24 protein-coding genes are annotated in these 23,414 nt (G+C 27.8%); 3 read left to right on the top strand and 21 right to left on the bottom strand.

Features of this window, described 5'->3' with window-relative positions:
* Positions 1-6 precede the first annotated feature (6 nt).
* The 17 genes from AZI32_RS00475 to AZI32_RS00395 form a co-directional block, all read right to left on the bottom strand.
* Positions 7-1,455 (bottom strand): coproporphyrinogen III oxidase, encoded by a 1,449-nt coding sequence (locus tag AZI32_RS00475; RefSeq protein ID WP_061993961.1) that lies wholly within the window; start codon positions 1,453-1,455, stop codon positions 7-9.
* A 27-nt stretch (positions 1,456-1,482) separates the two neighbouring features.
* Entirely contained in the window at positions 1,483-2,088 is a 606-nt protein-coding gene (locus tag AZI32_RS00470; protein WP_061993960.1) for an MBL fold metallo-hydrolase, read from the bottom strand.
* A 19-nt stretch (positions 2,089-2,107) separates the two neighbouring features.
* Entirely contained in the window at positions 2,108-2,563 is a 456-nt protein-coding gene (gene dtd / locus AZI32_RS00465) for a D-aminoacyl-tRNA deacylase (protein WP_061993959.1), read from the bottom strand.
* Positions 2,564-2,582: 19 nt separating this feature from the next.
* Positions 2,583-4,760: a bifunctional (p)ppGpp synthetase/guanosine-3',5'-bis(diphosphate) 3'-pyrophosphohydrolase gene (locus AZI32_RS00460; protein ID WP_061993958.1), complete on the bottom strand. Its 2,178-nt coding sequence runs from the start codon at positions 4,758-4,760 to the stop codon at positions 2,583-2,585.
* Positions 4,761-5,098: 338 nt separating this feature from the next.
* Entirely contained in the window at positions 5,099-5,617 is a 519-nt protein-coding gene (locus AZI32_RS00455; protein WP_061993957.1) for an adenine phosphoribosyltransferase, read from the bottom strand.
* A 331-nt stretch (positions 5,618-5,948) separates the two neighbouring features.
* The gene (locus AZI32_RS00450) at positions 5,949-6,824 is read right to left on the bottom strand and encodes a DHH family phosphoesterase (RefSeq protein ID WP_082761087.1); all 876 of its coding nucleotides are present in this window, start codon (positions 6,822-6,824) and stop codon (positions 5,949-5,951) included.
* Between the two features lie 156 nt (positions 6,825-6,980).
* Positions 6,981-7,850 (bottom strand): protein translocase subunit SecF, encoded by an 870-nt coding sequence (gene secF / locus AZI32_RS00445; protein ID WP_061993955.1) that lies wholly within the window; start codon positions 7,848-7,850, stop codon positions 6,981-6,983.
* Position 7,851: 1 nt separating this feature from the next.
* Complete coding sequence (secD, locus tag AZI32_RS00440; protein ID WP_061993954.1) at positions 7,852-9,096, bottom strand: protein translocase subunit SecD; 1,245 nt, start codon at positions 9,094-9,096, stop codon at positions 7,852-7,854.
* 93 nt (positions 9,097-9,189) lie between these two features.
* The gene (scfB, locus tag AZI32_RS00435) at positions 9,190-10,563 is read right to left on the bottom strand and encodes a thioether cross-link-forming SCIFF peptide maturase (RefSeq protein WP_061993953.1); all 1,374 of its coding nucleotides are present in this window, start codon (positions 10,561-10,563) and stop codon (positions 9,190-9,192) included.
* 63 nt (positions 10,564-10,626) lie between these two features.
* Positions 10,627-10,764 carry a six-cysteine ranthipeptide SCIFF gene (scfA, locus tag AZI32_RS00430; RefSeq protein ID WP_010292964.1) on the bottom strand — a complete coding sequence of 46 codons (138 nt, stop codon included), beginning with the start codon at positions 10,762-10,764 and terminating at the stop codon, positions 10,627-10,629.
* Positions 10,765-10,920: 156 nt separating this feature from the next.
* Entirely contained in the window at positions 10,921-11,289 is a 369-nt protein-coding gene (locus tag AZI32_RS00425; protein ID WP_061993952.1) for a TIGR04086 family membrane protein, read from the bottom strand.
* A 56-nt stretch (positions 11,290-11,345) separates the two neighbouring features.
* Entirely contained in the window at positions 11,346-11,639 is a 294-nt protein-coding gene (gene yajC / locus AZI32_RS00420; protein WP_061993951.1) for a preprotein translocase subunit YajC, read from the bottom strand.
* Positions 11,640-11,862: 223 nt separating this feature from the next.
* On the bottom strand, positions 11,863-12,990 hold the full coding sequence (gene tgt, locus AZI32_RS00415) for a tRNA guanosine(34) transglycosylase Tgt (RefSeq protein ID WP_157450812.1): 1,128 nt from the start codon (positions 12,988-12,990) through the stop codon (positions 11,863-11,865).
* A gap of 62 nt (positions 12,991-13,052) precedes the next feature.
* Complete coding sequence (queA, locus tag AZI32_RS00410) at positions 13,053-14,078, bottom strand: tRNA preQ1(34) S-adenosylmethionine ribosyltransferase-isomerase QueA (RefSeq protein ID WP_061993949.1); 1,026 nt, start codon at positions 14,076-14,078, stop codon at positions 13,053-13,055.
* A gap of 320 nt (positions 14,079-14,398) precedes the next feature.
* On the bottom strand, positions 14,399-15,400 hold the full coding sequence (gene ruvB, locus AZI32_RS00405) for a Holliday junction branch migration DNA helicase RuvB (protein WP_061993948.1): 1,002 nt from the start codon (positions 15,398-15,400) through the stop codon (positions 14,399-14,401).
* Positions 15,401-15,457: 57 nt separating this feature from the next.
* Positions 15,458-16,048 (bottom strand): Holliday junction branch migration protein RuvA, encoded by a 591-nt coding sequence (gene ruvA, locus AZI32_RS00400; protein WP_061993947.1) that lies wholly within the window; start codon positions 16,046-16,048, stop codon positions 15,458-15,460.
* 220 nt (positions 16,049-16,268) lie between these two features.
* The gene (locus AZI32_RS00395; protein ID WP_061993946.1) at positions 16,269-16,889 is read right to left on the bottom strand and encodes a hypothetical protein; all 621 of its coding nucleotides are present in this window, start codon (positions 16,887-16,889) and stop codon (positions 16,269-16,271) included.
* 214 nt (positions 16,890-17,103) lie between these two features.
* On the opposite strand from AZI32_RS00395, the gene AZI32_RS00390 reads away from it, so the two are divergent.
* The 3 genes from AZI32_RS00390 (at position 17,104) to AZI32_RS00380 (ending at position 20,753) form a co-directional block, all read left to right on the top strand.
* Positions 17,104-18,387 carry an ATP-binding protein gene (locus AZI32_RS00390; protein ID WP_061993945.1) on the top strand — a complete coding sequence of 428 codons (1,284 nt, stop codon included), beginning with the start codon at positions 17,104-17,106 and terminating at the stop codon, positions 18,385-18,387.
* Between the two features lie 2 nt (positions 18,388-18,389).
* Positions 18,390-19,250, top strand: a complete 861-nt coding sequence (locus tag AZI32_RS00385; RefSeq protein ID WP_061993944.1) for a response regulator — start codon at positions 18,390-18,392, stop codon at positions 19,248-19,250.
* A gap of 474 nt (positions 19,251-19,724) precedes the next feature.
* On the top strand, positions 19,725-20,753 hold the full coding sequence (locus AZI32_RS00380; RefSeq protein ID WP_061993943.1) for a PTS sugar transporter subunit IIC: 1,029 nt from the start codon (positions 19,725-19,727) through the stop codon (positions 20,751-20,753).
* A gap of 61 nt (positions 20,754-20,814) precedes the next feature.
* Here AZI32_RS00380 and AZI32_RS00375 read toward each other — a convergent pair whose 3' ends face one another.
* The 4 genes from AZI32_RS00375 to AZI32_RS00365 all read right to left on the bottom strand — a co-directional run bounded on the left by AZI32_RS00375 (position 20,815) and on the right by AZI32_RS00365 (position 23,291).
* Positions 20,815-21,384, bottom strand: coding sequence for a GNAT family N-acetyltransferase (locus AZI32_RS00375; RefSeq protein ID WP_061993942.1), 570 nt, complete (start codon positions 21,382-21,384; stop codon positions 20,815-20,817).
* A gap of 82 nt (positions 21,385-21,466) precedes the next feature.
* Entirely contained in the window at positions 21,467-21,628 is a 162-nt protein-coding gene (locus AZI32_RS18200) for a hypothetical protein (protein WP_157450810.1), read from the bottom strand.
* Between the two features lie 236 nt (positions 21,629-21,864).
* Complete coding sequence (locus AZI32_RS00370; protein WP_061993941.1) at positions 21,865-22,386, bottom strand: hypothetical protein; 522 nt, start codon at positions 22,384-22,386, stop codon at positions 21,865-21,867.
* Between the two features lie 164 nt (positions 22,387-22,550).
* Complete coding sequence (locus AZI32_RS00365; protein WP_061993940.1) at positions 22,551-23,291, bottom strand: YebC/PmpR family DNA-binding transcriptional regulator; 741 nt, start codon at positions 23,289-23,291, stop codon at positions 22,551-22,553.
* Positions 23,292-23,414 lie beyond the last annotated feature (123 nt).

Raw genomic sequence — 23,414 nt, 5'->3', positions numbered from 1 at the left:
CCTCCTTTATACTCCATAAAGAGATTCTAATAAATTTATTTTCTTTTCTATCATCTCATCTATTCTTTTTATATATTCTCTTACATCTTTTACATTTCCAAAGCGTTCAATTCTATTATCATTTAGAAAAACAACTTTTGAAACAGCATCTGCTCCTAATGCTACAATTGTTTGTTTTTCTTCTATCATCTGTATATTATATATGCCTTCTTTATCATTTTTTGAATACCCTATATTCTCCATATTTCCTACCATATTTTTTTGTCTATACATATAATATGGATTCATATCAAGTTCCTTTGATAATTCAACAGTCTTTGCATACATATCATTAAGCTCATCTTGGCTAGGTATTTCAAACTTCTTATTATTTATTAAATTCTCATAAAGTTTAGATGCTCTTTTAATAGACATACCGTGCACTGTCAAACTTTGAGGATTTAACTTTTTAATAGCTTCACAAGTTTTGTTTATATTGTTTAAATTTTCTCCTGGAAGCCCTACTATTATATCCATGTTTATATTGTCAAAGCCTAATTCACAAGCTAAATTAAACTTTTCAACTACAGATTCAACGTTATGATTTCTTCCTATAAGTTTTAGTGTTGAATCATTCATTGTTTGAGGGTTTATGCTTATTCTTTGAACTTTATATTTTTGCATCGTTAAAAGCTTTTCTTTTGTAATGCTATCTGGTCTACCACATTCAACGGTAAACTCTTTTATATTTTTATTCTCTATAAAAGAACTATATATATGTCCCATTATATACTCAAACTCTTCATTATTTACAGCAGTTGGAGTACCCCCTCCAAAATAAACGCACTCTATTTTAAGCTCTTTTTTTGTTATATATAAACTTAGTTCTGATATTTCTTTATGTAATGCTTCTAAATAAGGTTTAACTATATTTTTACAACTTGATATTGGATTCGAAGTAAATGAACAGTATGCACATCTAGTTGGACAAAATGGCATTCCTATATAAACACTAATAGTTTTTTCATCCTTGTTTATTATATTTCTTTCCCATTTCGCAACATCTATGCAAAGTTGAGACTTTTCTTTAGATGTAAAATATCTATCATTAAATTCTTTTATAATATCATCTTCACTAACACCTTTTTCCAAAAGTTCTATAGCCTTTTTAGATGGTCTTATCCCAACTAAAGTTCCCCAAACTAAATCCTTGTTAGTTAAATCAGTTAGAAAAGCAAAAACTGCTTTTCTAACTTCTTCTTTAATTTTATAATTATCATTTATAGTATAATCTTTAATAATATCTTCATGTTTTATAGATATCTTTTCTTGAAAAATATCTATTTTTATGTGTTCTTTTTCATCAACAAATTCTATATCACCTAAAGTATAAAACAAATTTATTATTTGAAAAATATCATATCTAAATTGTAAATTATTTAAATTAACTCTTATTTCTGTATCCTTGTTATACAATTTTTATCAAGTCCTTTTTCTAAAATTCTATCTTAAAAATGGATTAGTTGCTTTCTCTCTTTCCATTGTAGTTCTTGGACCATGACCTGGAAACACAATAGCAGAGTCTTCTAATATCATAAGCTTATTTTTTATAGAGTTCATAAGAGTTTCTGTATCTCCACCCTCTAAATCTGTTCTTCCTACAGAACCTGTAAATAATGTATCACCTGTGAACACATTATTTCCTATTTTAAATGTAAGTCCTCCTGGTGTATGTCCAGGTGTCTCTATACATTCTATCTCAAAGTTTTTCAATTTAATTTTATCACTTTGTTTTAGATAGATATTTACACCATTAAAGAAAACATTTCCATAAATATAAGTACCTTTTTTCATAAACTTATAATCTTTTTCACTTATTCCTATCTCTCCACCTACAAGTTTAAAAAGTTCATCTACTCCACCTACATGGTCTACATGACCATGTGTTAGAAGAATATACTTTACATTTGCACCTAATTTAGTAATTTCCTTTTCTATATCATCTACGTCCCCACCAGGATCTAAAACAACAGCTTCTTTAGTCTCTTCATCCATAATTATATAGCAATTTGCTCCATATATTCCTGCAACAACTCTTTTTATTACCATAATTAACACCTACCTATAACTAAAACTCTTTTTTACTTTCTAATAGTAATGTTACAGGTCCATCATTTTGTATATAAACCTGCATATCAGCTCCAAATTCACCAGTTTCAATTTTATCTTCACCTAGTTTATTCTTAAACTCTAAAACTAACTTATCATATAATTCTTTGGCTTTTTCTCCACCTTGTGCCTTCATAAAGTCAGGTCTTTTACCTTTTCTGCAATCTCCATATAATGTAAACTGAGAAATTAAAAGTATACTTCCACCTATATCTTCTACCGAAAAGTTCATTTTATCATTTTCATCTTCAAATATTCTCATTCCTAAAACTTTTCTTACTATATAATCTATATCTTCTTCTGTATCTTCTTTACTTATCCCAATAAGAACATTTAATCCCTTTTCTATTTTCCCTATGATTTTATCTTCAACTTCAACTCTAGAGTTTTTAACTCTTTGAACTATAGCTCTCATCTTTATCACCCTATCCAATTTAATTTTTTATTCTATAAACATCATATACACCATTTAATGATCGTATTTTCTTTTGTATTTTAGTTAATTGCTCAACAGTGGCTATAGATATTTTAACATTTATAATAGTTTCTCTAGCCTTTGTTGTTTTTGCATTTATTGATATAATATTTACACTACTGTCATTTATAATTTGAATTATATTTGTAAGTACTCCAACTTTGTCATCAGCTTTAATTTGAATTTTTGTTAAATACTCACCAAAGTTCTTTTCATCTTCCCAGCTTACATCTACAATTCTTTCTTTTTCTTTATTTTCTAAAGCTATAAGATTTTTGCAATCTTTTCTATGTACTGAAACCCCACTTCCTTTAGTTATATATCCTATTATTTCATCCCCTGGCACTGGGTTACAGCACTTAGCAAACCTTACTAATAGATTTCCTTCTCCTTTAACTTGAATATGTGAAACCCCTTTATTGTTTGCTCTAATTTTTATAGTATTTTTATCTTCAATTGACTTTATTTCATCATCTTTATTTTGAATTTGATTCTCATTTAAAGACTCTTTAAGTTTATTAACAATATTAGTAGGTATAATTTCATTTACACCTATAGCTGCATATAAATCATCTAAGCATTTCAAATTGTACCTTTTTAAAATTTTTTCTAGGGCGGAAGCTTTTAAAATTTCATTTAACGTAAATCCATGCTTTTTACATTCTTTTTCTAAAAGTTCTTTTCCTTTTTCAATGCTCTCATCTCTTTTAGCACGTTTAAGCCATGACTTAATTTTACTTTTAGCCCTATTACTTTTAGCTATATTTATCCAATCCATTCTCGGTCCTTTAGAATTGGAAGAAGTTATAACATCAACAATTTCTCCAGTTTTTAAATGATATGTTAGTGGTACAATCTTGCCATTAACCTTTGCCCCAGTACACTTATGACCTATATCTGTATGTATACTATAAGCAAAATCTATAGGTGTAGATTCATATGGAAGACTAATTACATCACCTTTAGGAGTAAAAACAAAGACTTCATCTGAAAATAAGTCTATTTTAAATCCTTCCATAAACTCTTCTGCATCTGAAGTTTCCCCTTGCCATTCTAACATTTCTCTAAGCCATGAAAGTCTTGATTCTAAAGAGTCACTGTTATTTGATATACCCTCTTTATATTTCCAATGGGCAGCAATACCATATTCTGCTATTCTATGCATTTCATAAGTCCTAATTTGAATTTCAACAGGCTTTCCAAAAGGTCCTATAACTGTAGTATGTATAGATTGATACATATTAGGTTTAGGCATAGCTATATAATCTTTAAATCGTCCTGGTATAGGCTTATAAATAGTATGAACTATGCCTAAAGCAGCATAACAATCTCCTATATCATCTACAAGCACTCTAACTGCAGTTAAATCAAAAATTTGATCTATTGTTTTATTTTTCTTAACCATTTTTCTATATATAGAATAAAAGTGTTTGGGCCTACCTTCTATCTCAGATTTAATCCCAACTTTATCTAAGTTATCTTGTAAATTTTTAATTATATTCTCTATTTGAATTTCTCTCTCTGCCCTCTTTTGGCTTATTTCTTTTACTAGCTCATAGTATTCTTTTTCATGTAAATATCTTAAAGATAAATCCTCTAGTTCCCATTTTATTTTAGATATTCCTAGTCTGTGTGCTAGTGGAGCATAAATATCTAACGTTTCTTTTGCTTTTTCCTTTTGTTTAGCTTCTTTTTTAAATCTTAAAGTACGCAAATTATGTAACCTATCCGCAAGTTTTATAAGTATTACTCTTATATCCTTTGCCATAGCAAGAAGCATTTTCCTTACATTATCAGCCTGTTGCTCTTCTTTAGTTTTATATTTAATTTTACCTAATTTAGAAACCCCTTGTACTAAATCAGCTACCTCAACACTAAACATTTGGCATATATCTTCATATGTATAATCTGTATCTTCTATAACGTCATGTAGAAGTCCAGCCACTATAGTTGATGTATCTAGACCTAACTCTGCCAATATACAGGCTACCTCTAACGGATGAATTATATAAGGCTCCCCGGATTCTCTCTTTTGCTCTTTATGTGCTTCAAAAGATAATTCAAAAGCTTTACGAACTTCTTCTATATCAACATTTGTACAATTTTTATTTATTTTATCCAATAACTTTTCTAGCATCTAGATTACACTCCTAAAACTAAAGGCTGGTTAAGTAACCAGCCACTATTTTTATCAATGATATTATTATATAATAACAATTTTATTAATGCAATTTGCTTTAAACATTTTATAGAAATAATGTCAGCTTTTATTTGTAATATTATATTTATTATTAATGTAGGGATACAAGCTCGAAATTAAATTTATTCAAGAACTTAAAAGTACTTCATTCAAAATTCAGCATTGAGTTTAAATACTTATGATCCTACATCGCTCTTTTAGGTATCCAAGTTTTAAAACAAATAATTTTTAAAGCTCACCTGAAACCCTGTAGTTAAGCTGTTAATTTTCACAAATTAAAGATTATATTCTACTAAAGACATTACATCATAGTCCTTTATTTTTTCTTTTCCATTTAATTCTGTAAGTTCAATTACAAAATCTAAAGAAACTACTTCTCCGCCCATTTTTTCAACAAGACTTGCCACTGCAGAAACAGTTCCACCTGTTGCTAATAAATCATCTACTATAGCTATTCTTTGACCTTTTTTTATAGCATCCTTATGGATTTCTAATGTATCACTACCATATTCTAAACCATATTTAGTGTTATATGTTTCATATGGTAACTTACCTGGCTTTCTACATGGAACAAATCCAACTCCTAATGCATAAGCAACAGGTACCCCAAATAAAAATCCACGGGCTTCTGGTCCAACTATTAAATCTACATTTTTATCCTTTAAATGTTCTACAATTTTATCTATGGAAAACTTTAAGGCCTCTCCATCTTCAAGTAAAGTCGTAACATCTTTAAAACTAATTCCTTCTTTAGGAAAATTATCTATAACTCTTATTTTTTCTTTTAAATTCATTGTCGTTTCCCCCTTTTTATAATTTATCATATTTCTAGAATTTAAATTATCTCAAAATCCTAAAAACCACAAATATACCTTGCCAAATGCAATACATTAAAACAAAATGTTATTATGTCCTATTTTATATTCTAAACCGTATATTCAAACTATATTAACCATCACCAAAATTATACATTTAGTATATATAAAATATAATATTTTATTCATTTAAATATTACTTAATAACAGAACATATAAAACATTATACAAACTCTCATTTTTTAAATTAATATAGTGAAAAACTCAATCTTTAGGATATACAAGCATTTTAATTATACCTTTATATACATTATACAAAGATTTTTGATCTACTATTAAAATTTTGCTTCTTACTTTTTTTTATTTCATTGTACAGATATTTAGATATCTGCTTTGCTCTATGTTTTTCATTAGTAGTAAATAATTCTATAGCTATTCTTGCATTATCTATTCTACCCATAGAATTTGTCCTTTGAAATATATCCATAGTCAAATTATTATGTATAAATTCCTCTATGTCATCTACATTATTATCATCAATTAAAGCTCTTATACCATAATTATTGCTACATTCTAATTGTTTTAATCCTTCATCTACTATAAAACAATTCTCACCAATAACAGGCACTCCTTTAGATATAGTCCCTAACATAACAAGATCTATGTACTTATTTATACAAGTCATTTTATAATATTCTGATACAGTTTGTACCAACTTGTAAGCCACTCCAGATGCTGAAAGATTTTTAAATGGATAGTTGCACCCCTCTTTATTAGGATTTATAACAACAACCTCATCGTAGCACTTACAATCTTTATGATAATCTGTAACAATAATATCTATATCCAGGTCCCTGCATAGTTGAATTTCTTTTTCTGAGCTTACAGTAGAACCTACAGTTATTATCAGATCTGCACCTAAGTACTTTATGTAATTTTGTATATCATTATCTTTTAAATTTCTATCTTCTCTAATTTCGTTAGGTTGAAAATACTCCACATCAGCATTTAAGTATCTTAATACTAATATTAAAAGCGAAATTGCAGTAATACTATCAAAATCATAATAACCATAAATTACTATTTTTTCTCTCTCATTTATCGCTTTTATTATTCTTTTAAGAGCACTCTTCATACCTTTTAGTAATAGAGAATTATAGGTATTTTTAACGTAGTGTTCATCCATAAACATGCTCCTCCAAAACAATAGAAAACAACTAATATTATAATTTAAAATCTATAACATTACAAATATTTTTGTAAAAAAAAGCAGGAGATATGCCTTTTTTTTTACAAAAAACCTATCCCCCATAATATATATTATATTTTTTTACAATTTATGTTATATTTTTGCTGCTTTTTTTCTATTTTTTAAGATAACCCAAATTGGACTAGCTATAAATATTGATGAATATGCTCCCATAGCTATACCAATTATTAACGGTAATGAAAATTCTCTTATGCTTGGAACAAATACATATACTGCAGTTATAGTAAATAATGTTGTAAGTGCAGTATTTATAGATCTAGATACTGTTTGATTTATACTTATATTTGCGATCTCAGAGATTTCTACTTTTCTCATTTTCTTTGAATTTTCTCTAATTCTATCAAATATAACTATTGTATCATTTATAGAATATCCTATAATAGTAAGGACCGCTGCTATAAATGGTGTATTAACAGGTATTCCTAAAACTGCATAAACTCCTACAGTTATTAAAACATCATGTAATACTGCAATTATAGCTGCCGCTGCAAAATTAAATTCAAATCTAAACCCAATATATATAAGCATAGCTATATTTGCAACTATGGCAGCTATAAACGCTTTCACTTTCAGTTCCCTACCAATAGTTCCACCTAGATTTTCTTTTCCTAAAATTGCTGAATCATCTAATGAAAACTCTTTTTTCATATCTTCAATTAAGTTATCAGTTGTTTCATCTGTAAGTACGCCATCTTGAACTATTATTTCAAGTTCTTTTCCATTATCTACAACTTTAGTAGCATACTTATTTTTTGCATATTTATCTAATATTTCATCAGCTTTACTTTTTTCGAATTTATCATTTAAAGCTATATCAATAATTGTACCACCTGTAAAATCTATACCATAATTTAACCCTCTAAACACTACTGTACCCATTCCTATAATTATCAGTATAAGGGATATAGTAAACCAAATTTTAGTTTTTTCTATAAATTTCATTTTAATTTACCCCCTTTTTAACACCAAAGTGGGATGGTTTGTTAAGAATACCAATATTCACTGCCATATTTATTAAGAACTTTGTAACAGTTAACGCAGTAAATATACTTATTACTATACCAATTATAAGCGTTAATCCGAATCCTTTAACAGAACCAGTTCCTATTATATATAAAGAAACGGCAGCTATTATAGTTGTTATATTTGAATCTAGTATAGTTGCTAAAGCTTTACTAAATCCAGATTCTACTGATGATTTTACTGATTTTCCAGTTCTTAATTCTTCTCTTATTCTCTCAAATATAAGTACATTAGCATCAACAGCCATACCTACTGTTAATAAAAATCCTGCAATACCGGAGAGAGTTAATGTTACTTCAAATATAGCAAAAGCATATAATAATAGGCATACATATAATACAATGGCTAATGAACATATAACTCCAGGACGTTTATAGTATAAAGACATAAATATCATAACAAAAGCTATGCCAACTACTGCTGCTTTTTTACTCAATCCTACAGCTTCCATACCAATAGTTGGTCCTACTGTTTTAACAGAAAGAGTTTGAACCGGCACTGGAAGTGCACCAGATTTAATTATATTAGCTATTCTTGTAGCATCTTCTAAAGATTCCATACCAGTTATAACTGCTTTTCCATCAGTTATAGCTTGATTTACTTGAGGATTAGTTAAAACCTCATCATCCATTGATATTGCAATCTGTTTACCTACATTTTTAGTTGTAGCATCTGCAAATTTCTTAGTTCCTTCATCATTGAACTCTAATCCAACTACTGCTTTTCCTTCATTATCATATTGGGCAACTGCATTTTTTACATCTTGCCCTGAAAGAATTATATTTTTTTCAGAGTCTGTAAACTTTAACTCACCTGTTTTTCCAACAGTATCAAGTACAGATTTTGTATCAAATTGACCTGGAATTTCAATTCTTATTCTTTTATCCCCTTCACGAGTTACTGAAGTTTCACTGACTCCTAATTTATTCACCCTCATAGAAATTAATTCAATAGTTCTATTGATAGTGTCTTTGTCTACTTCATCAGCTTTTATCTCCATAAGTATAGATGAACCACCTTGAAGATCAAGACCTTTATTTATTGACTGTCCAAAAGATTTGAACCTATATCCAAAGGCCTCTGCCCCAAAATATCCAATATAAGCTAATAAGGCTATAATTACCACAGCGCCAATAAATAAGGACACACTTTTACCTCTCTTCATGTCTATCCCCTTTCTTACATTAGTAAATTTATGTTTTTTCCAATGTTATTTATTATATATCTTCCAAATTTCATAGTCAATCACAATTTTGGATTAGTTTTCTTCCATTTCCATAATTTTAGTCTTTAATGCTATAGCGCATTCAACTCTCTTTTTCTGCATTTCACAACCAATTTCGTATGGTATATGCATATCACCATTAAAATTAAAGTTATTTGCTTGGCATCCACCACTACAATAAAATCTCGCCCAACATTTTTTACAAGTTGGTTTGTTGTATATATGAGCCTCTTTAAATTGTTGAACTATTTCATTTTTCTTTATTCCATCATATATATTTCCTAGTAAATAATCTTCATTTCCTACAAATTGGTGACAAGGATAAATATCTCCATCTGGAGTTACTGCTATGTACTCATGTCCTGCTCCGCATCCAGATATCCTTTTATATACACAAGGACCACCTTGAAGATCTATATTAAAATGATAGAATCTAAATTCGTTTCCTTCTTTATGTCTCTTTAACATTTCTTCATATAATTTATCATATTGCCCAAATATTGTAGGTAAATCTTCTTTTCTTAAAGAAAGTTCATGTTCATCTGGAAGTACAACAGGCTCTATAGAAATTTCATCAAAACCTAAATCTGCCATATGCTTTACATCTTCAAAGAAATCTGTATTTTCTCTTGTAAATGTTCCTCTCGCATAGTAAGTTTTAGATTTATCTCTCATATTCACCATAGCCTTTATTTTAGGTAAAATACTCTCATAACATCCTGAACCATCTACTCTAACTCTTACTTTATCATTGACTTCTTTTCTACCATCTATACTTAAAACTAAGTTACCCATGTTTTCATCTAAATACTTCATATTCTCTTCATTTAAAAGTGTTGCATTTGTTGTCATTGTAAATCTTATATTTTTATTATGAATTTTTTCTTGTTCTTTTGCATAATCTACAATTTCCTTAATTTGCTCAAATGCCATTAATGGTTCCCCACCAAATAAATCTACCTCTATATTTTTTCTTGGTCCTGAATTTTCAATTACAAAATCTATTGCTTTTTTACCTACTTCTGGAGACATTGCTTTTCTACATCCATGATATTCACCTTCATCTGCAAAACAATATTTGCATCTTAAGTTACAATCATGAATTATGTTTAGACACATTGCTTTAACATATGATTGCGCTTGTCCACTTTTTTTTGCTATATTTTCATATAAATCTAATGAATATAACATTCCTTCACTTACTAATTCTTTTAATTCACTATAAACTTCTTCTATAGTTTCTACAGAATATTTGTTTTTAAAGTCTTTAACTAATTCTTCTTTACTTCTTAACTTATTTTCATCTAAAAGATCATAAACTAATTCGTCAACTACATGAACTGCTCCTGAGTTTACATCTATTACATAATAATCATTACCTTGTTTAAATTTATGAATTAACGCCATTTTATTCCTCCTACTAAACACAAAGCAGCAACTATATAGTTACTGCCTCTTTTTTACTATTAATTAGTTTTCACAAGCTAAGTTAGCTACTGTGCATGAAGTTTTACATGCTGATTGACAAGAGTTTGCACACTCTTTGCATCCTGGCTTCTTTAAACTTTCTTTTATGTTTGATTTGTTAACTGTTTTAATGTGTTTCATTGTAAATTCCTCCATCCTTTAGGTGTTTTAAATAATTTATATATATATATTATAATTTCAAAACCTCGTATTGTACAATAGTATATACTAAGTTTTAAAAATTATTTTTTATATCCATTATTTCCACCAATGTTATATCTATAATAAATTTTAATTTTATAGATTCACAGCAATCATTCCTGATAATGCACCTACTAAAGTAGCCATAATCACTCTTGTAATTTCCTTTATTCCAAATGCAAATTCTTTACCACATAATATTGAAACTATAAATAATGCTACAATGTAAAATAATCCAACTAAAATTCCCATAAGCCAACCATTACTTCCGGCTTTAATAGTAGCACATATAGTTCCATATATAATACTGATTAAAGTTAGTATTATATAAAATATAGAATTCACCTTCGGACCTACTGATATGACACTTATAAGTAATGAGTATACTATTAAAGCAAACATTGTTAATATAAATGCTCTAAGTACGCCATGTCCAACACAGGAATACTTTATTTTTTTCCCCATTATAATCCCCCCCTATATTGTAATATATTACAATTAGGGGGCTTTTATTCATTGTTTTATTCTGATTTAGTGTCTTTTTCCTCTTTTGATTTTATAACATAACTAATTCCGTTTTTAGCTAGTTTTATCCTTGCTCTATCCGGACCACTCTCTAATATTATAAATTCTTCTTGGATATTAACCACTCTTCCCATGATTCCACCTTTTGTCATTATTTCATCATTAAGGCTTAAATCACCTAACATATCCTGATACTTTTTCTTTCTTTTCTTCTCTGGCAAGAAAATCATAAGATAAAATAACCCTAACATTAATACTATAGGTACAATGTTAAATAAAATAGCTTGCATCCTTATTCCTCCTTATTCACATGACTAAACTTATAATCATGTTAAATTTTTTAATTTAATTTTAATTAAATTTCATCTCATAGGACTTATCGTAAAATGATACATGGAGCATTTTAACATATTTCTTTATAAAAAGTTATATGTTTTTTTAAAATTAATGAATTTTTTTTAATATTTATCTATCTTTTATATTATAACCATAATATATAAATAGTAAAACCTATTATTTTGAGCCCCACGCTTTTAATTTTTCTGCTTTAAATTCTTCAAAATAATCGCCATCTATTGCATTTCTTATATCTTCCATAAGCTTATTATAAAAATATAGATTATGTAATACACAAAGCCTCATAGCTAACATTTCTTTAGCTTTAAATAAGTGCCTTATGTAAGCTCTATTATAGTGCTTACATGTTGGACATTGACATCCTTCATCTATTGGTGCATCATCTAATTCATGCTTAGCATTCATAAGATTTATTTTACCATGTTTAGTAAATACGTGTCCATGTCTTCCATTTCTTGCTGGTAAAACGCAATCAAAGAAGTCTACTCCTCTTGATACTGCCTCTAATATGTTTTGCGGTGTACCAACCCCCATTAAGTATATAGGCTTATCTTGAGGTAAATAAGGCACTACTGCATCTATAATCCTATACATATCCTCATGACTCTCACCTACAGCTAATCCACCGATAGCATATCCATCTAAATCCATCTTTGTAATAGTTTTAGCATGTTCTATTCTTATATCCTCATAAACTCCACCTTGGTTTATTCCAAAAAGCATTTGTTCTTTGTTTATAGTATCTGGTAAAGAATTTAATCTATCCATTTCTACTTTACATCTTTCAAGCCATCTTGTTGTTCTAGCAACAGATGCCTCTACATATTCTCTTGAAGAAGGATTAGGTATACACTCATCAAAAGCCATAGCAATAGTAGATGCTAAGTTGCTTTGTATTTGCATACTTTCTTCTGGTCCCATAAATATTTTTTTTCCATCAATATGAGAGTTAAAATAAACTCCCTCTTCTTTTATTTTTCTCATTTTAGAAAGGGAGAAAACTTGAAATCCACCTGAATCTGTAAGTATAGGTCTATCCCAGTTCATAAATTTATGTAATCCACCCATTTTACTAACAACTTTATCTGTTGGTCTTAAATGTAAATGATATGTATTTGATAACTCTACTTGACAACCTATGTCTTTTAGGTCCATAGATGATACAGCACCCTTTATAGCTGCTAGTGTACCAACATTCATAAATACAGGAGTTTGTATAACTCCATGAGGTGTTGTAAATTCACCTCTTCTTACCTTTCCACTTTTTTTTAATAATTTGTACATAAATCCAACCATCCTTTTGTAATTTTATTACACATGTTTTTATAATAGTTATGTATCAAGATCTAATGTAAAAACATTGCATCTCCAAAGCTAAAGAACCTATATCTATTTTCCACAGCCTCTTTATATGCATTCATAACAATATCTCTTGTTGAAAAAGCACTTATTAACATTATAAGCGTTGATTCTGGAAGATGAAAATTAGTTATAAGAGCATCTACTATTTTAAATTTATATCCTGGATATATAAAAATACTTGTATATCCTGATTGTTCTTTAACTCTTCCACTTTCATCTGCAATGCTTTCTAAAGTTCTATTGGATGTTGTTCCTACTGCTATTACTCTTTTACCTTTATCTTTTGCAGCATTTATTGTATCAGCATTTTCTTTATTTAAATAATAATACTCTGAATGCATTTCATGTTCTTCAACCTTTTCTGTTTTTACTGGTCTAAATGTTCCAAGACCAACATGTAAAGTAACAAATGCTATATTAACACCTTTTTCTTTAAGTTTTTCTAAAAGTTCTTCTGTAAAATGCAGACCTGCTGTTGGCGCTGCTGCCGATCCAACTTCCCTAGAATAAACTGTTTGATATCTTTCCTTATCTTCTAATTTCTCTGTTATATATGGTGGTAGCGGCATTTCCCCTAAAGCATCTAGTACCTCTTCAAATATTCCTTCATATTCAAATCTAACTTTTCTATTTCCATTTTCAAGTACTTCTATTACTTCAGCCTTTAATTTACCTTCCCCAAATTCAAATCTGTTTCCAATTTTAGCTCTTTTTCCTGGCTTTACTAATGTTTCCCAAACATCTTTTTCTAATCTTCTTAAAAGAAGGAATTCCATTTTAGCACCAGTTTCTTCTTTATGTCCATATAATCTTGCTGGCATAACCCTTGTATCATTTAAAACCAAGCAATCGCCTTCATCTAAGAAATCTATAATATCCTTAAATGTTCTATGTTCTAACTCTCCTGTATTTTTATCAACTAGCATAAGTCTTGATTCATCTCTTTTATCTAAGGGCACTTGTGCTATTAATTCTTCTGGTAAATCAAAATAAAAATCTTTTACGTTCACTGTCTACACCGTCCTAATTTTTAATTTTTTTAAAATAAAAAATTCAAATTATATTTATATAATATAAGATTTTAACATAACCTTTAGATTCTTACTTTTATCATATGCGAAACCTTTATATAATCAAAAAAGTTACATTAAGTGGCTAGTTCTAGAAATAAACTTTCATATATAACCTTCTACTAGCCACTTTTTTACTCTCATATAGTATTACTATTTTAAATGCCATCTTTAATCCCTATATAATAATTTATTTTTGTCTCTAATACACATTCTCTCAAGGTTATTATTTTACCACTTTATAAACTATATCTCAAATATTATTTTTCTGGCATTTTAATGTCTAAATGTCTATAAGCCTTTTCTGAAGCTATCCTTCCGCGAGGTGTTCTTATTATAAACCCTTTTTTTATCAAATATGGTTCATATACTTCTTCTAAAGACCCTAGTTCTTCTCCTATATAATAGGCTAAAGTTTCTATTCCTACTGGTCCACCACCAAAATTGTATATTATTGCTTCTATTATTTTATTATCTATTTGATCAAACCCTTCACTATCAATCTCTAAAAGATCTGCTGCATTATTTGCTACTTCATAATCAATTATTCCATTTCCTTTTACAATGGAATAATCTCTTACTCTTTTTAATAGCCTATTTGTAATTCTAGGAGTACCTCTAGACCTTTTTGCAATCTCTAATGCAGCATCTTCTTTGATAGACACATTCATAATCTCTGCTGACCTAACAACTATTTCTTTTAATTGATTTTCACTATAATATTCCATAGGACAAAGTACTCCAAATCTATCCCTAAGTGGAGCTGTTAAAAGTCCTACCCTAGTTGTAGCACCTATTAAAGTAAATTTAGGTAAATCTAGTCTTATAGACTTTGCTGATGCACCTTTTCCTATAACTATATCTAAAGAGTAATCTTCCATTGCTGGATATAAAATTTCTTCTACAGCCCTATTTAGTCGATGTATCTCATCTATAAATAAAACATCATTATCACACAAAGATGTTAAAATAGATGCTAAATCTCCAGCCCTTTCTATAGCAGGTCCAGAAGTAACTTTTAAATTCCCACCCATTTCTTTTGCAATAATATTAGCAAGAGTAGTTTTTCCTAAACCTGGTGGTCCATAAAAAAGAGTATGATCTAAAGGTTCCCCTCTCATTTTAGCTGCTTTTAGAAATATATCTAATCGTTCTTTAACCTTATCTTGACCTATATATTCTTTTAATCTTTGCGGCCTTAATGAGTACTCTCCATCGCTATCTTCTTCTATAAAATCAGAAGTAACAATTCTATCCTCCATACAATCACTCCTTTCTTAAAATTATATAGTAACTTTATATACTATTTTAAATTCAGATTATTTCATTAAGTATCTTAAACACTTTTTAATCATATCTTCAACATTTGCTTCTTTTCCAACAGCTTTAACTGCTTTTTCAGCTTCTTTCTCTGAATAACCTAAAGCTAGTAAAGCCCCAAAAGCTTCGTTATGAATAACATCCATTTCTATTATAGTCTCATCTATTCCATTTTCCATAACCTCTTGCAAATCTAGCTTATCTTTTAATTCTAAAATAATTCTTTGAGCTATCTTCTTTCCTATTCCAGGAGCTTTTGTAATAGTTTTTTCATCACTACTTAATATTGCATATTTAAGATTTGCAACTGTACATATAGATAATAATGATAATGTGGCCTTTGCCCCAACTCCATTTATTGTAAGTAGTAAATTAAACATTTCAACCTCTTCTTTTGTCAAAAATCCATAAAGACCTATAAAATCATCCCTTACAATTTGAACAATATTTAACTTCACTTCCTCATTGGTATTGGGCATCTGAGCCATTGTATTTCCTGATGTAAATATTTTATATCCAATTCCATTATTCTCTAGAACTACATAATCTTTATTTATAGAAATGAATTTACCCTTTATATATTCATACATTTTTATAAATCCTTCCTAACATTTTATAATTTTTTACTAATAAATTATAACATTAAATTTATATAGTATTTCACTATATTACTTTAACATCAACAGATTTTCAATTCAACCTTAACACTTTTAAATTACATCAATGTATGGCCTTAGTTAGTTTTTATATGCATATATAAAAAATGCATAGTAAAATTACTATGCATTTTAGACTTAATTATTTTATATTTTAGGAACTACATAATGCTTTTGCATATTCTAACGCTGATTCTTTATCATCAAATTGATATTCTTTTTTTCCTTCATAAAAGCTTTCTATTAAATTACCTTTATCCTTAAGATTTTCTAGCGTTATAGGTCTCTTATCTTCACTTCTTACATTTGGAATCATATTTTCAACAACTACTAAACTGTTATCTTCTTTTTTATTGTATATAACAACCTTATTTTCATTTACCCCTATGAAATACTTTCCACTTTCATATGCATATCCTGGTATTTCTTTAATAAAAGTAATTTTGTCAGAAGTATGTTTATCTAACTTATATCCATATCCTTTATATATTTCTTCCAATTGTTCTTCTTTTAAATCTTTAATTTTATCTTTATCCTTTTCTACTAACTTCATCATTTTATCATCAGTTATGAAGTTGTTGCAATTAGAGTATTTTATAAAAAATTCCACCACTGTATTATCTTTTATATTTGTAGAACTAACTTCCTTTGTTAATGTATCTATTTGTTTATTCTTAGCCATATTTATATAAAATGAATATCCACAAAAAAATAATGCAAAAACTATTATTAATGATGATAAAATTTGAAACTTATATTCCTTTAATTTGTTCATTTTTAAATTCACTCCTTTGTATAAAAGTCTTTATTAAGATTTTTATCCATTTTTATACTTTTTATACAATTACAATGAATTTTTATAATTTTTTTATTTTTAATTATAATTAGTTATGATTTTTATTTATGAAAAGTTTAGATAATTTATATTTTGTGATAAAATTAATAGTGTGAATTTTTCAACATTTCAAATGATTAAGAAGGGTTTTTATATGATGAATTTAAGTTTAGATAATAATATAAAAAGAACTATTTTAGTTAGTTTTTTTATCTCTATTGGGGCACAATTTCATATCAACTTATTTTTAACGAATTTCAAAATTTCATTTGCTATAATATTGCTGCCTATATTTATATATTTTCTAGGAAGTTTTAATGTTACCTTAACTACATTATTGTCTTCACTAGGAGTTTTTTTTCTAAGAATAATTGTTCATTTTCTTACTACAGGTAGTTTTGACAATTCAATTTCATCATACTCTCCTGAAATATTTTTTTATATATTTTATGGATTAGCTTTTAATTTTTATATAAAAACTATTAACTATAGCTTGAAAAATAAGTTTTTTCTACTTAATTTAATAATCATAGATTATGTTTCTAACTTTATTGAAGGATTTATTCGTGTTGGTACTATAGTTTTTTCCTTTAAAGTTCAAGAAAGTATTATTTTAGTTGCTATTATCCGTTCTCTTTTAGTGTATATAGTTTTCGTTGCTATTGATTATTACAGTATTATCCTTTTGAAAAAAGAACATGCTGAAAGATATAAAAAGCTTTTATGGGTAACAGCTAAATTAAAAAGTGAAGTTTTTTGGATAGAAAAAAATATGCATGCTATTGAGAATGTGATGTCTATATCTTATGGCCTTTTCGAGAAAATATCTAAAAATGCATCTAGCGATACGTGGGCTAACGATTCATTAATAATTGCAAAAGACATTCATGAAATAAAAAAAGAATACTCTTTAGTTGTTAGAGGAATTAAAGACGCTTTAGAAGATAACCTTAACGATAATGGTATTGATTTTGAAGAAATTATAAAAATTCTTCAAATTAGTATGATACGAGAAATTTCTTCTTACAAAAAAAATATTTCCTTATCTTTCTCTATAGAAAAAAACTTTTTTACAAATAAACATTACTTTCTTATGTCTATTCTTAGAAATTTAATTATGAATTCAATAGAATCTATTAATGATGATAAAAAGCATTATATTAGTGCTATTCATTATACAGATCAAAAAAATCATATTTTTAAAATTAAGGATGATGGATCTGGCATAAAGAAGGAAAATTTGAATTATATATTTTCACCAGGTTATTCAACTAAAATCAATTACGAAACAGGTGAAATTAATCGCGGCCTAGGATTAAGTTTAGTAAAAGACATAATAACTGATGAATTACAAGGGTCAATTGATGTTACTTCCCTTGAAGATATAGGGACAACCTTTTTAATTCGAATACCAAAGAATATATTGGAGGAATTATAACCATGAAATTTTTTTTAATAGATGATGATGTAAACATAATAAATATATTAAAATTAATTATAGAAAATAGAAATTTAGGAACAGTTATCGGTTATTCTACTAACGGAATAGATGGATTAGAAGATATAAAAACCTTGACCCCTGATATTGTTATAGTGGACTTATTAATGCCTTTGATGGATGGTATATCTTTAGTTCATGAATGCAAAGAAGAAAATTTAGATATCAGTTTTATTATGTTATCTCAAGTAAATTCAAAAGATATTATAGGTAAAGCATATGAATCTGGTATTGAATTTTTCATTCAAAAGCCTGTAAATGCTATAGAAGTAGAAAATGTTATAGATAAAGTCTGTAAATCACTGTCGATAAATAGAACTTTTTACAAGATGCAGAATTTGTTTATAAAAGAAATATCAACAAACATAAATGATTCTGCTCCTAAAGATGAGGAAGAGTCTAAAGAAAATAGTTTTATGTTAAAACTCCAAGCAGTACTTCAAAAATTAGGTATTATGGGTGAATTAGGCAGTAAAGATATTTTAACTTTAGTTGAATATTTAATAAAAACTAATCAGAGTGTATATGATTTTACACTGAACAAACTTTGTAAAAAATTTACTGATAGTCCAAAATCAATGGAACAAAGAATTCGTAGAGCAGCAAATGCCGGAATGATTAACCTTGCTAATCTTGGCCTTGAAGATTATATGAATGATAGCTTTAATGAATATTCTAATACTCTTTATAATTTTGAACAAGTAAAAAAAGAAATGGATTTTATAAGAGGGAAAGTTTCTTCTGGCGGAAAAACGAACATAAAAAAATTTTTAAATGCATTAATGTTTTATAGTAACGATTAATACTTATAATTTTCATTTATACTTATTAATAAGTATAGAAATTTACAACATGGGATTTAACAAAATAAAAAACTTAATTTAAATGTTATAATATAAACTTAAATAAAATGTATGTGTGAAGATAGCTTCTATTTTTATACATACATTTTATTTTAATTTTTTGAAACATCAATTATACTTTTAAATTTTTTAACAACCTATTAAAGCTTTATATATTTTTTTAAATTATTATTAATTGCATTTATAAAGCCATGTACATTATTTAAATTTTTAGTATATTCTAAAAATTTAAATAACTTTTTTGTAATTATCTGTAGTTTTCTGTAACTACCTATTATACTTATAAATAAGTTAAAAGAAACCTATTTGTTTTAAAAATTGTTAATATTTTTTTACCTATGGAATTCATTCTTATTATCATATTCTGCTTTAAAATATCTTTCACATACAAGCTTTAATTTTAGGAGGGGTTTTATGTTAATACTAGTTAAGGGTATAGGACTTTTACTATTAACTTTAGTTTTATTCTCACTATTTAGTTTAAAAATGCCTAAAGGACAAAAAGCAATGTCGGGACTTGCTAATGCAGCTGTAGCTACTTTTTTAGTAGAGGCCATCCATAAATATATAACTGGTGATTTATTACAATTAACTTTCTTTGGAACTGTCGGTAATGCCGCTGGCAGCTTAGGCGGAGTTGCCGCTGTAATATTGGTATCATCGAACATGGGTGCTAATCCTGTTTTTGCTGTAGCTGGCGGTGTAGCCGTTGGTGGATATGGTATATTACCTGGATTCATAGCTGGATATATTGTTGGGCTTATATCTCCCTATATAGAAAAATATTTACCAGAAGGATTAGATGTAATATTAGGTGCCTTAATCATTGCTCCACTTGCGAGATTTATTGCTGTAGGTATAGATCCTGTGGTTAATTCTACTTTAGTTAGTATAGGTGGAATGATATCTGTGGCAGCTGAACAATCACCATTATTAATGGGATTCTTACTAGGTGGGATAATGAAAATGATTTGTACATCTCCATTAAGTTCTATGGCTCTTACTGCAATGTTAGGGCTCAAAGGTCTAGCAATGGGTATTGCTTCTATAGCTTGTGTAGGAGGGTCTTTTACAAATGGATTAATATTTAAAAAATTAAAACTAGGCAATAAAAGCAATATTGTAGCAGTAATGCTAGAACCATTAACTCAAGCTCATATAATAACAATTAATGCAATCCCTATATATGTTTCAAACTTCTTAGGTGGAGGTCTTGCTGGACTTTCAGCCGCAGCATTTGGAATAATCAACAATGCCCCTGGTACAGCATCACCGATTCCCGGTCTATTAGCGCCATTTGCTTTTAATAATCCTAAAAATGTAATCTTCGCTATAATATTTGCTATAATTGGTGGAACTGTTGCTGGATTACTTGGTGGCTCTGTATTTAAAAATAAAGGCAGACAACCTGCTAATGCTACCGGAACTGAAGAAGTAGCCTAAAATATAAAAGATAAATTAAGACAGACTGTGAAAATAGCCTGTCTTTTATTAATTCTATTTTTTAATTATTAATTATCTTTGAATATATTGCTATACTAACATATCGTTTTTCTATATTATTAAAATAATGTTCTCTTAAAACTCCCTCTCTATAAAAATGTAGTTTTTCTATCAATTTTATAGAGGGTGTATTTTTTATATCTATTTTAGCCATAATTTTATGCATTTTAAGATTATTGAAAAAAAATTCTTCAACAGTTGATATACATTCACTTGCAATTCCACATCTCCAATATTTTTTCAAAATGCTACATCCTATTTCTGCATTATTTGAATTAAAATCTATATTATATATTCCTATCTCACCTAAAAATTTTTCAGTTTTCTTATCTATTATACTCCACCTTATACCTGTTTTATTTTCATACATATTCTTAACTTTTTTTAAATACATATCACACTGTTTTTTTACGTTAGTAACCTCCATGCCTGAATTTTTCATATTTTCATTATCAGACATCATTTTAATAAATTCACTTTTTAAACTGTAATTTACTTCTTTTAAGTAAAATCTCTCACTTTTCAAAAAAGGAAAATGTTTAAAATAATCATTTCTATCTTCTATACTCATAAAGAACTCCTCTATTATTTTTATAAATTAAAAGCAATAACTATATAGAATATTAGTTATTGCCTTTGTAATTTATTTAATATTATGATAAAAAGTAAAAACCTATTGCAATACCAACTATAATAGCTCCTACTATAATTGCATTTGCTTTAGCATTTGGTTTTAAAAAATATTTTTTAGTGTCATTTGGTTCTCCTCTAAATTCTGCTTCTCTAGCTGAAGTTCTTTTAAAACTATCCAACATAAATAGCACCCCCCTACTTAATTATATGAATTGATTTCATATAATTAACCATAAATTGACTCTCATATTATTATATATATTATCAAAATATTCTAAATATAGCAACTAAACCCATTGTTTTTTGTATCCTTTTTTCATTCTAAACTGAACCTAAAACAATAATATATTATAAATATCTAATTTACTGAAACACATCCCTAAATTGAATTATATTTTTATAAGCAACTTTTTATAAATTACATATGACTTTCAAAAACATAAATACAACTTTCTCTTTCATCTAAAAGAAAAGTAACCCAATCATAATTGTTATTTTCAAACTTATGAAAATATAAATACTTCTTTTTATTATCTAGCACTAAACTTTCTTTTTTATAACTTTCATTACTATCACTATAAAACCTTTGCATATCCTCTACAATATATTTATTACATTGTTCCCATTTAAGCTCTTTTTCTATATTAAGTAGTTTTTCTTTAGAATATTGTAATATAACCACATCTTCTCCATCGCCATGAAAACTTGAACCACTGTCTAAAACTTTTAATTCCTTTTCAGCCTTTGGAATGTTCAAATTCCAATTTATATTTAAAGATCCAACATAAGTTCCAAAATTCATTCCTCTTATAAAACTACTTCCAATAATAAGAACTATTATAAATAAAAACAAAATCCCTCTTATAATTCTATTTATATTTTTTCTTAAAGATATAAATAATATAATAGCTATTATGCTAGCTATTATTGTATAAATCATACAAACACCCCATTCTTATAATTTAGACATTTAAATTATAATTTTTTTAATTTACTATTACATTATGTACCAATAAAAAACTTATCAACTAAAAAAATCTACCTTTCATTACAAATAGCTACTATGTAATGAAAGATAGATTTTCTAATAGTTTATTACAACTATTAACCTTCCCATCCTTCTGGGAATTCAGCATTATGGTAAACTTCTTGAACGTCTTCATCATCCTCTAAAACATCAAGCATTTTTTGGAATTTCACAGCTGTTTCTTCATCTATTTCAGTATATGTATCTGGTATCATTTTCACTCCAGCTTCTAAGAATTCAATTCCACTTTCTGATAATGCTTCTCTTACTTTTCCAAAGTCCTCTGGTGCAGTTGTTACTACAAAAACTTCTTCTTCTGCAGCAAAATCTTCCGCTCCTGTATCTAAAGCTAACATCATTAATTCATCTTCATCTGTGCTATCAGTTTTTTCTATAACTATTTCACCTTTAGATTGAAACATAAATCCTACACATCCTGTTGAACCCATATTCCCACCTTGTTTAGAAAATGCATATCTTACATTTCCTGCTGTTCTATTTTTGTTGTCTGTTAAACATTCAACTATAACAGCTGTTCCTTCAGGACCATATCCTTCATAAACAATTGTTTCATAATTAACAGAATTTAACTCTCCTGCTGCTTTTTTTATAGCTCTTTGAATGTTATCATTTGGCATATTTGCAGCTTTTGCTTTTGCTACAACATCTCTTAGTTTAGCATTTGTGTCTTCACTAGGTCCACCATTTTTAACCGCAACAACTATTTCTTTACCTATTTTTGTGAATATTTTTCCTCTTTTAGCATCAACTTTACCCTTCTTAGCTTGTATGTTATGCCACTTTGAATGTCCTGACATTTGAACTCCTCCTAACTAAATATATAAATACTGCCTATAATGGCTTATTTTAAATATTACTGCAACATTATAACATAATGAAATATTCCTTTCAAATTTAAGAATATATAAATTCTTATCAAA

This window comes from Clostridium sp. ATCC 25772 (assembly GCF_001573875.1).
Taxonomy (GTDB): domain Bacteria; phylum Bacillota; class Clostridia; order Clostridiales; family Clostridiaceae; genus Clostridium_J; species Clostridium_J senegalense.
Note: the sequence above shows the minus strand (reverse complement) of the source record. Positions and strands in the feature narration are given on the sequence as shown.

Excerpts from the sequence above, each read along its gene's own strand:
- secD (WP_061993954.1), bottom strand. The coding sequence starts at position 9,096 with ATGAAGAGAGGTAAAAGTGTGTCCTTATTTATTGGCGCTGTGGTAATT.
- AZI32_RS00380 (WP_061993943.1), top strand. The coding sequence starts at position 19,725 with ATGTTAATACTAGTTAAGGGTATAGGACTTTTACTATTAACTTTAGTT.
- AZI32_RS00395 (WP_061993946.1), bottom strand. The coding sequence starts at position 16,889 with ATGAACAAATTAAAGGAATATAAGTTTCAAATTTTATCATCATTAATA.
- AZI32_RS00450 (WP_082761087.1), bottom strand. The coding sequence starts at position 6,824 with ATGGATGAACACTACGTTAAAAATACCTATAATTCTCTATTACTAAAA.
- ruvB (WP_061993948.1), bottom strand. The coding sequence starts at position 15,400 with ATGGAGGATAGAATTGTTACTTCTGATTTTATAGAAGAAGATAGCGAT.
- ruvA (WP_061993947.1), bottom strand. The coding sequence starts at position 16,048 with ATGTATGAATATATAAAGGGTAAATTCATTTCTATAAATAAAGATTAT.
- AZI32_RS00470 (WP_061993960.1), bottom strand. The coding sequence starts at position 2,088 with ATGGTAATAAAAAGAGTTGTTGCAGGAATATATGGAGCAAATTGCTAT.
- tgt (WP_157450812.1), bottom strand. The coding sequence starts at position 12,990 with ATGTACAAATTATTAAAAAAAAGTGGAAAGGTAAGAAGAGGTGAATTT.
- scfB (WP_061993953.1), bottom strand. The coding sequence starts at position 10,563 with ATGGCGTTAATTCATAAATTTAAACAAGGTAATGATTATTATGTAATA.
- secF (WP_061993955.1), bottom strand. The coding sequence starts at position 7,850 with ATGAAATTTATAGAAAAAACTAAAATTTGGTTTACTATATCCCTTATA.
- AZI32_RS00460 (WP_061993958.1), bottom strand. The coding sequence starts at position 4,760 with ATGCTAGAAAAGTTATTGGATAAAATAAATAAAAATTGTACAAATGTT.
- dtd (WP_061993959.1), bottom strand. The coding sequence starts at position 2,563 with ATGAGAGCTATAGTTCAAAGAGTTAAAAACTCTAGAGTTGAAGTTGAA.
- AZI32_RS00390 (WP_061993945.1), top strand. The coding sequence starts at position 17,104 with ATGATGAATTTAAGTTTAGATAATAATATAAAAAGAACTATTTTAGTT.
- AZI32_RS00370 (WP_061993941.1), bottom strand. The coding sequence starts at position 22,386 with ATGATTTATACAATAATAGCTAGCATAATAGCTATTATATTATTTATA.
- AZI32_RS00385 (WP_061993944.1), top strand. The coding sequence starts at position 18,390 with ATGAAATTTTTTTTAATAGATGATGATGTAAACATAATAAATATATTA.
- scfA (WP_010292964.1), bottom strand. The coding sequence starts at position 10,764 with ATGAAACACATTAAAACAGTTAACAAATCAAACATAAAAGAAAGTTTA.
- AZI32_RS00365 (WP_061993940.1), bottom strand. The coding sequence starts at position 23,291 with ATGTCAGGACATTCAAAGTGGCATAACATACAAGCTAAGAAGGGTAAA.
- AZI32_RS00375 (WP_061993942.1), bottom strand. The coding sequence starts at position 21,384 with ATGAGTATAGAAGATAGAAATGATTATTTTAAACATTTTCCTTTTTTG.
- AZI32_RS00455 (WP_061993957.1), bottom strand. The coding sequence starts at position 5,617 with ATGAATTTAAAAGAAAAAATAAGAGTTATAGATAATTTTCCTAAAGAA.
- yajC (WP_061993951.1), bottom strand. The coding sequence starts at position 11,639 with ATGCAAGCTATTTTATTTAACATTGTACCTATAGTATTAATGTTAGGG.
- AZI32_RS18200 (WP_157450810.1), bottom strand. The coding sequence starts at position 21,628 with ATGTTGGATAGTTTTAAAAGAACTTCAGCTAGAGAAGCAGAATTTAGA.
- AZI32_RS00425 (WP_061993952.1), bottom strand. The coding sequence starts at position 11,289 with ATGGGGAAAAAAATAAAGTATTCCTGTGTTGGACATGGCGTACTTAGA.